Source organism: Rhodococcus sp. IEGM1339, from assembly GCF_050321925.1.
Classification (GTDB): Bacteria; Actinomycetota; Actinomycetes; order Mycobacteriales; family Mycobacteriaceae; genus Rhodococcus; species Rhodococcus pyridinivorans.
In genome coordinates this window covers 116311-132494 of the sequence record NZ_JBNQFT010000011.1, presented here as the reverse complement: position 1 = coordinate 132494, position 16184 = coordinate 116311, and the positions used below count along the sequence as shown (strand labels likewise).

Below are 16184 nucleotides of genomic sequence, written 5' to 3'. Positions count from 1 at the left end.
CTCTCGAAGAATCACGCGGTGACCGTCTTTCGTTCGGCTACGACACGCCGGCCATCTCATTCGGATCCAGCTCGTACACCATCCTCATGGACGTAACCCGCGATCGCCGACGGCCTGCTCGTCGAGGATTCGCTGCGGACCATCGCCGCTCGGATCGGCAAGAACGTCTCGACCGTCTCGCGGGAGATTCGTCGGCACAGCATCGAGGGCAGCTGCCTGCCGTATCAGGCCGATCGAGCCGCCGCCACGGCCCAGGCGCGGCCGAAGCAGTCCAAACTGGTGGTGAACACGGTCCTGCGGGCAGCGGTCGAGGAAGGCCTGTCCCGGAAGTTGTCACCGGAGCAGATCTCGCACCGTCTACGCCGGGATCATCCCGACGACGAAAGTATGCGGGTGAGCCACGAAACGATCTACCAAGCCCTCTACTTCCAAGCCCGAGGCGGCCTTAAAAAGCAAGTACATCAGGCACTTCGGACCGGACGGGCGAGCCGTAAACCGCACCGCGCGGACGGTCAGCGGTATCAGCGATTCACCGATCCGATGGTGATGATCAGTGACCGGCCCGCCGAGGTCGCCGACCGTGCGGTGCCCGGGCACTGGGAAGGCGATTTGATCACCGGTGAGCTGAACAAGACCGCGATCGGCACCCTCGTCGAACGCACCACCCGCTACACGATGCTGCTGCACCTGCCGAACGGGCACGACGCCGAATCCGTGCGGGACGCGCTCATCGCCGCGATGAAAGACCTGCCCGCCCATCTTCGTGGCTCGCTGACCTGGGATCAAGGCGCCGAGATGGCCCGGCACAAGCAGTTCGGTATCGCTGCCGATATGGCCGTCTACTTCTGTGACCCGGCCAGCCCCTGGCAGCGCGGCACCAACGAGAACACCAACGGACTGCTGCGGCAGTATTTCCCCAAGGGCACCGATCTGAGTGTCTACAGCCCGGCGGACCTCGAGCACGTCGCCCAGGAGCTCAACGGCCGGCCACGCAAAACGCTCGGCTGGGATACCCCAGCCGAGCGTCTGCGTGATCTAATCACCACCAACTAACAGCGGTGTTGCGTCGACCCCTTGAAACCGCCGAAGCGGTAGGGGCCTTTCCGGTCGGTCACACGAACCGACCGACGAGGACGGTCAGAGGCCGAGGGCCTTCTGCAGCACCGGCCACGAGTCCTTCAGATCCTCCTGCCAGTAACCCCACGAATGGGTGCCGGAGTCGCGGAAGTTGTAGGTGGCGGGGATGTCCAGCTCGTCGAGGCGGGTACGGAGGTTGTGCGTGCAGTAGTTGGTCGCCGCTTCGATGACGCCGCCGACCACGATCTGGTTGGCGAGTACGTCGACCTGGCCGTCGATCTCCGGACCGTTCAGGGTGTCGTAGCGCCCCGGCAGGCCCGTGCCGTTGGAGATGTAGAGATCGAGACCGCGCAGCTCCTCGGCGTGCACGTAGGGATCGTTCTCGGCCCAGGCCGGATCGTTCAACTCACCCCACATGTTGCGGGTGTCGCCGCCACCCCAGGTCTCGACGACGAGCTTGACGAACTGCTGCCCGATCGGGTCGGAGGTCTGGGCGCAGCCGCTGTACGCCGCGACGCCCTGGTACAGGCCGGGTGCAGCGATGGGCAGCTGCAGGACCGACGTACCCGAGGACGACAGACCTGCGATCGCGTTGATCCCGTTCGTACCGAGCGCCGCGTCGATCAGCGGCGGGATCTCCTTCGTCAGAAAGGTCTCCCACTTGTTGACACCGAGAACCGGGTCCTCTTCCTTCCAGTCGGTGTAATAGCTCCACTTGCCACCGACCGGGGAGACGACGTTGACGTTCTTGTCCTTCATGAACTCGATCGCGTCGGTGCGGAAGCGCCAGGTCGCGCTGTCCTCGCCACCACCGGCTCCGTTGAGGAGATACAGCGTCGGGCGCGGCTCGCTGGTGTCGGCGGGACGCCAGACGTCGAGCAGGATCTCCTTGTCCATCGAGGCCGAGTACACATAGACGAGCAGTTGCTGCTCACCGTAGTTCTCGATGCGGGTGATCTTCGAGCCGTTCTCGCTGGTCACCGATTCGATCGGCTGGAGCGTCTCCGCGACGGGGTCGGCCCCGGCGGTCGCGCCACCGAAGAACAACGGCAGGGCGACGACTGCTGCGGACACCGCAGCAATCCTCGTCTTCCGGGCCCGTGTCCCCGACTGGACAACCTTCATTCCGACAACCTCCTCAAACCCGATTCCGGGCATGGCCACAAACCTCGGACAGGCCGAGGCGCGCCGTACGGCGCAGCACAACGTGTATCGACGAATCGTTCGTGCACATTACCGTGATCGGCGGTCTCCACTACGTCCGGCGACCATTCGTACGACGGTACATCCCGTACAACCGCACTGCCGGTGCATCACATGGGCTCGACGGCGACACCGTCCAGGGCCGGAGCGATGATCTCGATTGCAGAAAGGTCCATCATCTCCCCGTGCGCTCCGGGCACGAATCGTGTCCGGATACGACCCGACACGAAAGGTTTCCACAGATCGGCCGCGTCCGCCTCCGTCGGGTGGTCCTCCGTCGCGCTGAAGAAGTCCATGTCGCCGAAGAACAGCTCCGGTGTATGGCCGTTGATCAACTCGGGCGAGGTCACCGCTGCGGAGAAGATGCGCTGCACCCGCTCCACGTCGAGGTCGATCAAGCCGTCCGGCGCCTCGCGGACCAGCGCTTCCGCGGTTTCGAGCGGGAGGCTGCCGTCGAGTGCGTCCGGTTCGATGACGACGCCGAATGCACGCAGGTTCTCCGAGAGTTCGGCTGCGAACCGGTCGGTATCGACCCGGGGGATGCTGTCGATCAGGGCGAGATCCTCCACATGCAGCCCCCGTGCCTGCAACTCGACTGCGACGGCGTGCGCGAGCACACCACCGAGTGACCAACCGATCAGACGGTAGCGACCCTCGGGTGCTGCGGCGACGATCTCTTCCGTGTACCTCCGTGCAAGATCGGTGAGCGTGGTCGCGGTATAGCCCGGTTCGCTTAGCGCCGGTGTCTGCACTCCGTAGACGGCACTGCTGGTCGCAAGTCGCGCCGCCAGCGGCGCGTACGGCCATGCCAGTCCGATCATTGGGTGGAAACAGAACACCGGTTCCGTCGAGTCGCCCGACCGAAGCGTCACGAGCACTGCCGAGGCGTCTCCGGATGATGCGGGGGCGGTACCTGTCCCCTGCCCGGCTTCGTCGAGGCGCGCTGCGAGCGCCTCGACACCCGGCGTCTCCAGCAACCACGGGACACGCACCTCGACCCCGGTTTCGTCGCGCAGCCTTGAGACCACCTGGGTGGCCACGAGGGAGTTGCCGCCGAGATCGAAGAAGTCGCCGTCGAGACCGACCTGCTCCACAGCCAATGCGTCCGAGTACACCCGCGCAACGACCTGTTCGAGCGCGGTACGAGGAGCCCGATACGGACGGGTCCGTATCTCCGGCTCCGGCAACGCCGCGCGATCGAGCTTTCCGACCGGTGTCAACGGCACGGCGTCGAGCACGACGATGTCGGCGGGCACCATGTGCTGTGGCAGCGTTCGTGCGGCCGCGCGGAGCAGGTCCTCCGTGTCGACGGCGTGGCCGGCGGTGGCGGTCACATACGAGATCAGGCGGACACCGCCGGTGTCGTGACTGCGGGCGACGGTGACTGCGAAGTCCACGCTCGGTTCGTGCCGCAGCACCGCATCGATCTCGTCAAGTTCGATACGGAAGCCTCGCACCTTCACCTGGAAGTCCGATCGCCCCAGGTAGACGATCTGTCCGTCGTCGGTCCACCGGACCAGGTCACCGGTGCGGTAGAGACGTTCTCCGGCCACGTAGGGATCGGCGACGAAACGCGCCGCGGTCAGTTCGGCCCGGCGGTGGTATCCGCGTGCCGTCTGCACCCCTGACAGGTACAACTCGCCGGCCGCCCCGACAGGAACCGGACGCAGTCGCCGGTCGAGCACGAGCGCGCGGACACCGCGGATCGGTCCGCCGATCGTGATCGGTTCCCCAGGCACCAGCGGATCACTGATGGCGGTCATGATCGTGGTCTCCGTGGGGCCGTAGCCGTTGTGGAACGACCGTCCCGGCGCCCAGCGCGCTACCAGTGCCGGCGGCACGGCCTCGCCTCCGGCGACGAGGACACGGAGCCCGTCGAGTCCCTCTGGATCGAGGGATGCGATCGCAGCAGGGGTGATGAAGGCGTGCGTCACGCCCTCCGACCGGATCAGATCGGCGAGATCGCGCCCTCCGTAGACAGCCGGGGAGGCGATGACGAGTGTTCCGCCCTCACTCGCCGCGAGCAGGAGTTCGAGGACGGAGGCGTCGAAACTCGGCGACGCGAAGTGCAGCGCCCGGGTGGCGGTGTCCAACCCGTACCGGTCGCGTTGCTCCGCCGCGAAATTCGCGAGGCCGGAGTTCGTCACCACGACACCCTTCGGACGACCCGTGGATCCCGAGGTGTAGATGACGTAGGCGGCGTTGGATGGGCGAACCGGGCGGATTCGTTCGTTCGCCGCGAACGGTTCGTCCGACAGACCGTTCAGCTCGGCGAGCGTCGAAGGCGCGGTCAGATCGATCCATGGGATGTCGCGGGGCAAACGATCCCGCTCGCTCGAAACGGTAAGACCAAGCACCGCTGCCGAATCGGAGATCATGTGCGCGATGCGGTCCGCCGGATAGTTCGGGTCGACGGGGACGTAGGCGGCACCGGTCCTCGCGACCGCCCACACAGCGATGATCGACTCGAGCGAACGAGTCAGGCCTAACGCGATCACGTCCTCCGCGCCGATCCCGACAGCGACCAGCAGTCGTGCCAGCCGTGAGGAGCGGGCGTCGAGTTCGGCGTAGGTCAGCGAACGTTCCTCGTGGACGACCGCGATGCCGTCGGGGTTGCGGGCGGCGGTCTCCGCGAGCAGATCACCGAGCGGCACCGCGGGCAGCGCGGGTCCGCCCCACCGGTCGGCGAGATCCTCGATCTCGGCCGCGTCGAGATACGGCAGCGAGTCCACGGAGGAGTCGGGATCGGCGACGAGCGCATCGAGGATGCGGACGTACCTGCCGGCCAGCGTCGCCACGTCCTCCGCGGCCAGGATGTCGCTGCGGTACTTGAACGCGAGCGTCAACGCCTCCTCGGAGGTGACGACGGCCGTGAGTGGATAGTGCGTCGCGTCCCGGGCGTTGACGCCCGCGACGACGAGGCCGTCGATCGATCCCGCAGCCTCGATCCCGCTGCGGTCGACCGGATAGGACTCGTACACGAGCAGCGTGTCGAACAGCGCTCCCGTACCGGCACGCTGCTGGATCTCGGCGAGCCCGACGTGATGGTGATCGAGCAGTTCGGCCTGCTCGCCCTGGATGCGGCGGAGCAGATCGTGCCCGGTCTCGCCGGCGCCGAGGCGCACCCGCACCGGGAGGGTGTTGATGAACAGTCCCACCATCGCCTCGACGCCGGGAAGGTCCGCGGGCCGGCCCGACACGGTGGTGCCGAATACGACGTCGTCGCGGTCGGTCGTGCGGGCCAGGAGGACGGCCCAGGCGCCCTGCAGCACGGTGTTGACCGTGACGCCGAGCCGCGTGGCCGTGTCCGCGAGGAGGTCGGACCGTTCACGACCGAGGTCGATCCGGTGCTCGTCCGGGGTGCCGCCCGTGCCGTCGGTGTTGCCCCCGGCCAGCAGGGTGGGCTCCTCGATCCCGTCGAGCGAGCGCATCCACGCTTCGACGGAGGTCTCGTGGTCGCGACGCGCGAGCCACTCGAGATACGCCCGGTAGGACGGTGCCCGGCCGAGGACGCCCGCATCACCGCGGGTCGCGTAGAGCACCAGCAGGTCCTTCATCAACAGCGGCATCGACCAGCCGTCGAGCAGGATGTGGTGACTCGTGACGGCGAGGGTCCAACTGTCGTCACCCGTGCGGACGAGGACGAAGCGGATCAGCGGCGGCTCGGCCATGTCGAACGCGACGGCCTGTTCCGCTCGCAGCACATCGGCGAGTACTGCGGAGTCCTCGCCCCGGATGTCGACCTCGCGCCACGGCAGGGTGACCTCGTCGACGACGACCTGGACGGGGATGCCCGATTCGCTCGCGACGAATGCCGTGCGGAGGTTCGGGTAGCGCCCCAGCAGCGCGTCCGCCGCCGTGCGCAGCCGCTGCGCGTCGACCACTCCTGCGAGGTGCACGAGCACCTGCGTGCTGTAGGCATCGGAGTGCCCCTCCGCCAGGAGTGCGTGGTAGAGCAGGCCGGCCTGGAGCGGAGCGAGCGGCCAGGCGTCCGCCGCGCCGCGGTACCGCGACTCCCACAGGTCGATGTCGCGTTGGGTGACGTCGACCAGCGACAGGTCGGACGGGGTCCGTCCCCCGGCTTCCGGGCGCGTGGCGTGCGCCGCGAGGGCTTCGAGTGCACGCACCCAGCGCTGTGCGAGGTCCTCGACGTCGGCGCGGTCGAGCAGACCGGACGCGTAGCCGAAGTTCGCTCCGAGTTCGCCTCCGAGGACGACGGCGTTGATGTCGACGGCGGCGAGGGCCGGGGCGTCGGGATCATCGGTTCCGGACAGGTCCCCGAGGTCGCCGGCGGGCAGCCACCCGAGTTCCGGCACCCGGTCGGTCGAGACCTCACCGGCGTCGAGCCGGCCGAGATAGTTGAAGCTGATCTGCCCGGCGGGCGTCGCGGCGAGACGAGCGGACGTCTCGGGGTTGCAGTACCGGAGCAGGCCGTAGCCGATGCCCTTGTCGGGGACGCGGCGGAGATCCTCCTTGACCACCTTCAATGCCGCACCCGCGCTCGCACCACCGGCCGCCGCGTCGTCGAGGTCGACGTCGGACAGGTCGAGCCGCACGGGGAACATCGTCGTGAACCAGCCGACGGTGCGCGAGAGGTCCGAGCCCGGGACGACGTCCTCCTCGCGACCGTGGCCCTCGAGACGGATCAGTGCCGACCGCACGTCCGTGCCCCGCGCCCGACGCCACTCGGCCAGGGCCAGCGCGAGACCCGTGAGCAGCACGTCGTTGACCGAGCCGTGGTAGAGCTCGGGCAGGGTGGTCAGCAGTGTCTCGGTGGTCGCCGCGTCGACCCGGACCGGCACCTTCACGACCGTCGACGCCAGGTCGACCGACGGGTCGAACGGGCGATCGCCGAGCAGCGGGTCGGGTCCGTCGAGAACGGACGTCCACAACGGCAGCTCCGTCACTCGTCCGGCGGCACCGTCGACAAGGGCGTGAGCCCAGGTGCGGAACGACGTGCCGACGGGCTGGAGGGCGGGCTGCTGCCCGTGGCTGATCTGTGCCCACGCGGTGACGAAGTCGGGCACCAGGATCCGCCACGACACCCCGTCGACGACGAGGTGGTGCGCCACCACGATCAGCCGTCCGGTCCGTGCCGCCCCGGCAGCGGGGTCGAGCCAGACGAACTGCGTGACGATGCCCTGCGACGGAGCGAGACGCCCCTCGGCAGCGTCGACTTCGCGCGCGGCGATCTCGGCCCACTGCTCGTCGCCGGCCTCCGCGGGAACCTCGACGCGCGTCACGAGCGCGTCGACGTCGACACTTCCCGGCGCGGAGGTCGACAGCACCCACTCACCGGAACCGTCGTCCCGCAAGCATGCCCGGAGCATGTCGTGCCGGCCCACCACGGCGGCGATCGTCGTCACGACGTCGCTGCGTCCGATACCGGCGGGCAGTTCGAGTGCGATGGTCTGCGTGTAGCGGTCGAAACCGCCGCCACGCTCGACCATGTACCGCACGATCGGGGTGAGCGGGATCTCGCCGACGCCGCCGCCTTCGAGTTCGCGCAGCACCGGTTCGGATCCCGTTCCGGCGCACGCCACTTCGGCGAGACCGGCCACCGTGCGCTGCTCGAACACCTCGCGCGGGGTGAACACGACACCGCGCGCCTTCGCCCGGGACACCAGCTGGATCGACACGATGCTGTCGCCACCGAGAGCGAAGAACGAGTCGTCGAGCCCGACCCGCTCGAGACCGAGCACGTCGGCGAAGACCTCGGCGATGGTCTCCTCCGTGGGGGTCCGCGGCGCCCGGAACTCGCGGTCGCTGGTGAACACCGGCGCGGGCAGCGACCTGCGGTCGAGCTTGCCGTTCGGGGTCAGCGGCAACTCGTCGAGCACGAGCACTGCGTCGGGAACCATGTAGCCGGTGAGGAACTCGCCCACCCGCTCGAGCACCTCGGACGGGGCGACCGTGTGCCCGGCCCGCGGCACGACGTAACCGACGAGCTTCTCCCCCATGTGCTCGTCCGACCACACGGACGCGACGGCGTGCGCGACACCCTCCACACCGGTCAGTGCCGCCTCGATCTCGCCGAGTTCGATGCGGAAGCCACGCAGCTGTACCTGTAGGTCGCTGCGACCGGCGTATTCGAGCTGCCCGTGCGCGTTCCATCGGGCGACGTCACCGGTGCGGTACATGCGCGAACCCGGCGCACCGTAGGGATCGGCGACGAACCGCCCGGAGGTCAGCTCGGCACGACCGAGATAGCCGCGTGCGAGCTGGCCACCGCGGACGTAGATCTCGCCGGGCACGCCCACCGGGACGGGCTGCAGACGGGCGTCGAGCACGTAGATGCCGAGGCCGGGGATCGCGCGGCCGACGGTGCTCGCGGGGTTGTCGACGTCGGCGGAGGACAGTTCGAGATGGGAGACGTGCACGGTGGTTTCGGTGATGCCGTACATGTTGACCAGGCGCGGCGCTCGCCCTGAATCCCCGTGCCGCCGATACCAGCCGGCCAGGCGACGCAGATCGAGTGCCTCGCCACCGAACACGACGTACCGCAGGGACAGCGGCTGCGCATCCGGATCCTGCTCGGCCACAACGGCGTCCGCCTCGGCGAGCTGGTAGAAAGCCGACGGGGTCTGGTTGAGCACCGTGATCTTCTCGCGCCGCAGGAGGGCGTGGAAGTCCTCCGGGGAGCGGGAGGTGTGGTAGTCGACGACCACGAGACGACCACCGTGGAGCAGCGGACCCCACAGCTCCCACACGGAGAAGTCGAAGGCGTAGGAGTGGAACAGGGTCCACACGTCGTCGGCGTCGAATCCGAAGGCGGGCGCGGTGTTCTCGAACAGTTCGAGCACCGTGCGGTGCGGGATCTGCACGCCCTTGGGCCGGCCTGTGGAACCGGAGGTGTAGATGACGTAGGCGAGGTTGTCGCTGCGCAGCGGTGCCGCGCGCTCGTCGTCGGAGAGCGGATCGGCCGACCGCGTCGACAGGTCGAGCCGTTCGAGGTCGATCACCGGGACGTCGGTGGCGGGCAGCGCATCCGGCTCCCCCGCCACGAGCACACACACCGGCGCCGCGTCCTCGAGCATGAAGGTCAGACGCTCGGCCGGGTAGGTGAGGTCGATCGGCAGATAGCCACCGCCGGCCTGCTGCACCGCGAGCAGCGCGACGACGAGTTCCTCCGTGCGCGGCAACGCGACTCCGACGAGGGTGTCGGGACGGACACCGCGGTCGACGAGTTCGCGCGCCAGGCGGTTGACCCGCGCGGACAGTTCGGCGTAGGTGAGCTGCCGGTCGCCGAAGGTCACGGCGACCGAATCCGGATGCGCCTCGGCGGCCTCGCGGAAGCGGTCCACGAGCGTGACGTCGGGGACTCGGGTGCCGGGCTCGTTCCACGCCTCGAGCACCTCGGTGCGTTCCGCCGGGTCGAGCAGTGGGACGTCGCCGATCACGGACTCGGGATCCGTCGCCACCGCCGCGAGCATCCGGCCGAGACGGTCGCCGAAGAGGCGCATGGTTGCCTCGTCGAACAGGTCGACGGCGTAGGTCAGCACAACGTCGAAGCCGCCGGGAGTACCGTCGGCGTCGAACCTCTCGACGACGGTGACCTGCAGGTCGAACTTGGCGTGGGCGACCGGGACGTCGAAGCCTTCGACGGCCAGCCCCGGCAGTTCGAAGCGGGACTGCCCGAGATTCTGGAAGGTCAGGGCGACCTGGAACAACGGGTGGCGTGCCTGCGATCGTTCCGGGTCGAGGACCTCCACGAGGCGCTCGAACGGCAGGTCGGCGTGCCCGAACGCGCCGAGGTCGCTCTCGCGCACCCGTCCGAGGAGATCGGCGAAGGTGTCGGCGGGGCGCACCTCGCTCCGCAGTACGAGCGTGTTGACGAACATGCCGATCATGTCGTCGAGCAGCTGCTCACCGCGTCCGGCGATGGGGGCGCCGATCACGACGTCCTCGGTGCCCGACAGCCGAGAGAGGAGGGCCGCCAGGGCGCTGTGGAAGACCATGAACAGCGACGCGCCGCGCTCCCGCGCGAGGCGGTCGAGTGCCGCGTGCGTCCACGCGTCGATCTCCACGGCGGTGTTCGCACCCCGGCCCGAGGCGACGGCCGGCCGCGGACGGTCGGCGGGCAGGTCGATCTGCTCCGGGATGCCCTTCAGGGCGTGGCGCCAGTAGGCGAGCTGGCGGGCGATGGGCGACTCGGGATCGTCCTCGGAGCCGAGCACCTCCCGCTGCCACAGGGTGTAGTCGGCGTACTGGACCGGAAGCGGTGACCAGTTCGGCTGCAGCCCTTCGGTTCTGGCACCGTAGGCGACCACGACGTCGCGGGCGAGCGGGCCCATCGAGAAGCCGTCGCCGCTGATGTGGTGGAGCACCACGACGAGCACGTGGTCGTCGGCGGCGACACGCAGCAGCCGGATCCGCAGCGGAACCTCTGTGGTGACGTCGAAACCGGCGTCGAGGATCGCGGCGACCTCGTCCAGGATGTCGGTGGGATCGACCTCGGACGGTTCGATGTCGGGAACGACGGACGCCGCCGGGAGGACGACCTGGTGGGCGATGCCGTCGGTCTCCGGGTAGACGGTCCGCAGGGATTCGTGCCGCAGCACCACGTCGCCGACCGCGCCGCGCAGGGCGTGGAGGTCCAGCGATCCGCGCAGCCGGATCACGAGCGGCAGGTTGTTCACCGCTGAGTCCGGTTCGAACCGGTTGAGGAACCACATCCGCTGCTGTGCCAGCGAGAGCGGCACGTGGTCGGGCCGGGGGCGTGCCGTGAGCGGGACGGCTGCGGCACCGGCCGCCGACGACTCGATGTGGGCCGCGAGGGATTCGACTATGGGATGTTCGAAAAGCGACCGCACCGCGACGCGCGCGCCGAGGGCGGCACCGAGCCGCGCGGCGACCTGCGTCGCGACGAGCGAGTTGCCGCCGAGTTCGAAGAAGTCGTCGTCGGCACCCACCCGGGCCACGCCGAGCACGTCGGCGTAGACACCTGCCACGATCTCCTCGATCGGGGTACGGGCCGCGCGGAACTCGCGTGCTTCGAAGACCGGTGCGGGCAGGGCCTTGCGGTCGAGCTTCCCGCTGGTGTTCAAGGGGAACTCGTCGAGCGCGACGACGGCCGAGGGCACCATGTAGGAAGGCGACGTCTTCTTCACCGCATCGAGCAGCGCCGCCCGGTCGACGGTGTGTCCCGGTGCCGGCACGACGTACGCGACCAGTTGCTCACCGGTGGATGTGGGCACGACGAGCGCGACTGCCTGCGATACCTCGGCGCAGCCGAGCAGAGCCGTCTCGATCTCGCCGAGCTCGATGCGCTGGCCGCGGAACTTGACCTGGAAGTCGGTGCGACCCAGATAGTCCAGGACGAGCTCTCCCGCAGCGGTACGACGCCACCGCACGAGGTCGCCGGTGCGGTACATCCGGCTCCCCGGTCGTCCGAGCGGACTCGCGACGAACCTGTCGGAGGACAGGTCGGGGCGCTTCTCGTAACCCCGAGCGAGTTGAACCCCGCCGAGATACAGCTCACCCGGCGTCCCGACGGGTGTGGGAGCCAGACGCGAGTCGAGGACGTAGACCTGCACGTTCCATTCGGGCACACCGATCGGCACGGAGTGACCGTCGCCGTCGGCCGGCCAGTAGGTCGCCGAGACCGCCGCCTCGGTCGGGCCGTAGAGATTGTGGAGCGCCGCATCGCCGAGCCGGCGGAAGGCCGACACCGTTTCCGGCGGCAGTGCCTCTCCGATGACGAACACGTGCCGCAGGCTCGCGCAGCTGCCGGCGGGTGCCTGTGCGGCGAAGACGGTGAGCATCGACGGGACGAAATCGGTGAGGGTGACGCGGTGGCGTGTGACGGCATCCGCCACCCAGGCCGGGTCGCGATGGGCGTCGTGCGGCGCCACGACGAGGGTGCCCCCGGTGCGCAGTGGCAGGAAGTAGCCCCAGAGCGAGACGTCGAAGGTCGTGGCGGTCTTCTGCAGGTACACATCGCTCCCGGCGATGTCGTACTCGGCAGCCATCCACTCGAGCTGGTTGACGATCGCTTCGTGGGGGACGGACACACCCTTCGGCCGTCCCGTCGAACCCGATGTGAAGATCACGTAGGCCGGTGATGCGGGCTGTACGGTGCCGCGCAGTTCGTCCTCCCGGACAGGATGCGCGTCGTACCCATCCGCCTCCAGGGTGTCGAGGAGGATCGGGGCGATTCCCTCGGGGAGGTCGCCGGCGTCCGCGCTCGTGCTGAGCACACACACCGGTCGGGCGGTGTCGAGGATGTGACCGATCCGATCGGCCGGATGGTCGGGATCGAGCGGCACGTAGGCGCCGCCGGCGGTGACGACCGCGTACATGGCGACCACGAGATCGATCGACCTCCGGATCCCCAGGGCCACGAGCGATTCGGGTCCGACCCCGGACGAGATCAGGTGCCGCGCGAGTCGGTTGACGCGTGCGTCGAACTCGGCATAGGTGAGCGACTCGTCGCCGAAGAGGACCGCGGTCGCTCCCGGGACGCGGTCGACCTGGGCTCGATAACGTGACAGCAGTGTCCCCGTGTCCGTCGGATGGTCGGTCGCGTTGACCCCGACGGTGAATGCATGACGCTCGTGCGGGGTCAGCAGGTCGATCTCCCCGACCGGGATGTCGGCGTCGCTCGCGAAGGCTCCGAGCACCGACACCAAGCGATCCGCCAGGGCGCGAACGGTCGAGTCGTCGAAAAGATCGGTGGCGTACGTGAACTGGGCTCCGATTCCGGCGGGGTGCCCGTCCACCTCCCGGGGGGTCACCGTGAGCTGGAGATCGAACTTGGCGATGCTACCGCCGAGATCCACAGGTACGAGCTCGAGATCGTGCAGCGCGAGTTCGGGCTGCGCCATGTTCTGGAAGAACAGGGCGACCTGGAAGAGCGGGTGGTGCCCCGCGGAGCGGACCGGATCGAGGATCTCCACGAGCCGCTCGAACGGCAGATCAGCGTGCGCGAATGCGTCGATGTCGGTATCGCGGACCCGGTGCAGGAGCGCGGCGCAGGTCAGGTCGGGCGTGATGTCGGTCCGCAGCACAAGGGTGTTGACGAACATGCCGATGAGGTCGTCGAGGGCCTGCTCGCCACGCCCGGCGACGGGTGTGCCGATCGCGATGTCGCGTGCGCCCGAGATCCTCGACAACAACACCGCGAAGGCTGCGTGGACGACCATGAACGGCGAACATCCCGCTGCCCGGCCGAGTTCGGCGACGGCCGCGTGCAGTGCCGGATCGATCTCGAAATCGACGGTGGCGCCGCGGCCCGACGCCTCGACCGGCCGGGGCCGGTCCGTAGGGAGTTCGAGCCGGTCCGGTAGGTCGGCGAGAACGGACGTCCAGTACGCGATCTCCTTCGCCACCGGAGAATCAGGATCGTCCTCGGAGCCGAGCACCGCACGCTGCCACAGGGTGTAGTCGGCGTACTGCACGGCGAGCGGTTGCCAGCCGGGGACCGCTCCGGCGGTGCGGGCGAGGTAGGCGGTGACGAGGTCGCGTACGAACGGTTCGGTGGACGCCCCGTCTGCGGCGATGTGGTGGACGACGATGACCAGGACGTACTCGTCGGGCGCGACCCGCAGGAGTTCGAGCCGCAGCGGCACCTCCGTCGTCACGTCGAAACCGGCCGACACGGTGCGCAGGACGCGGTTCTCCACTTCGGAGACCGGGACGTCCTCGACACGCACAGTCGGGGTGGCCGCCGACGGGGGAAGGATCACCTGACTGCCCACCCCGTCGCGATCGGGGTAGACGGTGCGGAGCGTTTCGTGCCGATCCACGAGGTCGGCGATCGCCGCGCGGAGTGCGTCGACGTCGAGCGCCCCGCGCAGCCGGAGCGCGACGGGAATGTTGTTCGCTGCCGAGCCGGTGTCGAACCGGCTGAGGAACCACATCCGTTGCTGGGCGAGCGACAGCGGAATCGTCTCGGGCCGCGTACCGGCGGTGAGCGGGATACGGCCGCCGGTGCCGAGGGGTTCGATCAGCGCGGCGAGCGCAGCCACGGTCGAGCCCTCGAACAACAGTCGGGCCGGCACACGGGTGTCGAGGCGTTCACCGAGCCGGGCCGCCACCCGGGTCGCCACGAGCGAGTTGCCGCCGAGATCGAAGAAGTCGTCGTCGAGACCCACCCGTTCCAGGCCGAGCAGCGTCGCGAACTCCTCGGCGACAGCGATCTCGGTATCCGTGACAGGCGGGCGGAACTCGACGGTCACCGGATCGGGGTCCGGCAGCGCCGCGCGATCGACCTTGCCGGACGGCGTCAGCGGGATCTCGTCCAGTACGACGATCACCGACGGAACCATATGCGACGGAAGAACGTTCGATATCTCTTCGGTAACCACGCGGGTGTCGATCCCCACCCCCTCCGAGGAGTGCAGGTAGGACACCAACTGCGCTTGACCCGCCGGCGTCTCGCGACCCACCGTCATCGCGAAATCGACTCCGTCACAGGCGGCGAGCGCTGCGTCTATCTCACCGAGTTCGACTCGGAAACCGCGGATCTTGACCTGGAAGTCGTTGCGTCCCAGGTAGATCAATTCGCCGTTCGTGCCGCGGGAGGTACGGACGAGATCGCCGGTACGGTAGAGCCTGGTACCGCCCGGCCCTGCGACGAATCGTTCTGCGGTCAGACCGGGGCGTCCCCGATAGCCTCTGGCCAGAGCCGTCCCGGACACGTACAGTTCACCGGCCACGCCGGGAGCGACCGGATTCAGGCGGGCGTCGAGGACGGACGCGCTCAGATTGCGAACCGGCGTACCGATCGTCACAGGCCGTCCCGGTTCGAGCGGCCCGCTGCAGTGCGTCATGATCGTCGACTCGGTCGGTCCGTAACCGTTGAAGAATCGGCGCCCGGGTGCCCAGCGCTCCACGACATCCGGCGGACATGCCTCACCAGCGGAGAGCACCATCTCCAGATCGGTCAGAGTGCTCGGGTCGATCGAGGTCAGCACGGCCGGGGTGATCACGGCGTGCGTCACGCGCTCGCGGCGTAGCAGTTCGGCGAGCTCGTCCCCGCCGAACACGGTGGGCGGTGCGACGACCATGGTCGCGCCGACGGAGATCGTCATCAACCATTCGAAGACCGACGCGTCGAAGCTCGGCGACGCCACGTGCAGCACGCGCGACTGCGGTGTCAGATCGAAGCGTGCCGCGACTTCCTGCGCGAGGTCGTCGAGGCCCGTGTGGGTGACGGGGACGCCCTTCGGCCGGCCCGTCGAACCCGAGGTGTAGATGACATAGGCCGGGTTCTCGGCCCGCAGCGGCAGCACCCGCTCGTCGAAGCTCACGGGAGCGGACGGCAGAGCGTCGGCATCGGTGATCGTCTGCGGATCGTCGAGCGCGATCCACTCGACGGTCTCGGGCAGCGCGGCCACCGAGGCCGACCGGGTCAGACCCAGGCGTGCACCGGAGTCGTCGATCATGAACTCGATGCGGTCTGCCGGATAGTTCGGGTCGACGGGAACGAATGCCGCGCCCGACTTGGCGACCGACCACACCGCGAGCACGGACTCGATCGAACGGGCGAGCGATACCGCGACCACGTCCTCCGGGCCGACCCCCCGGTTGATCAGGAGACGAGCCGTTCGCGACGACGCGGCGTCGAGTTCGGCGTAGGTCAGGGAACGGTCGCCGAAGACCACGGCCGTGGCCGCCGGGTCTCGTTCCACGGCAGCCGCCAGCAACTGCGGAAGGAGCACGGCACGCGGTCCGCGCCTCCGGGCAGGGCGCCGACGGGGCCGGCTGCCGCGGTCCGTCCGTGCCGGATCGGCGTTCCGGACGTCGTCGAGGTTCGTCCGAGCCTCGTCCCCCTGCTGCCCGCCGACCTCGCGCGAGAACTCACTCACCACTGGTACCGATTCCCTCGAACGTCCCGTTTCGGCCGCGACCACCCGTTGTGACCGGGTGGTCAGTTGCCCCATTAGAGCATCGCGGGGCAA

Annotated in this window: 2 protein-coding genes and 1 pseudogene; 1 reads left to right on the top strand and 2 read right to left on the bottom strand. The window is 68.7% G+C overall.

Translation table 11 applies throughout. The features are described 5' to 3' along the window. Positions 1-102 precede the first annotated feature (102 nt). Positions 103-1053 (top strand): annotated as a pseudogene (locus tag ACQR3U_RS12835) (IS30 family transposase); the annotation flags it as partial. 84 nt (positions 1054-1137) lie between these two features. Here ACQR3U_RS12835 and ACQR3U_RS12830 read toward each other — a convergent pair. Then, positions 1138-2202, bottom strand: coding sequence for an alpha/beta hydrolase (locus ACQR3U_RS12830; RefSeq protein WP_230811500.1), 1065 nt, complete (start codon positions 2200-2202; stop codon positions 1138-1140). 188 nt (positions 2203-2390) lie between these two features. Then, on the bottom strand, positions 2391-16091 hold the full coding sequence (locus ACQR3U_RS12825) for a non-ribosomal peptide synthetase (RefSeq protein WP_308251511.1): 13701 nt from the start codon (positions 16089-16091) through the stop codon (positions 2391-2393). Positions 16092-16184: the final 93 nt, after the last annotated feature.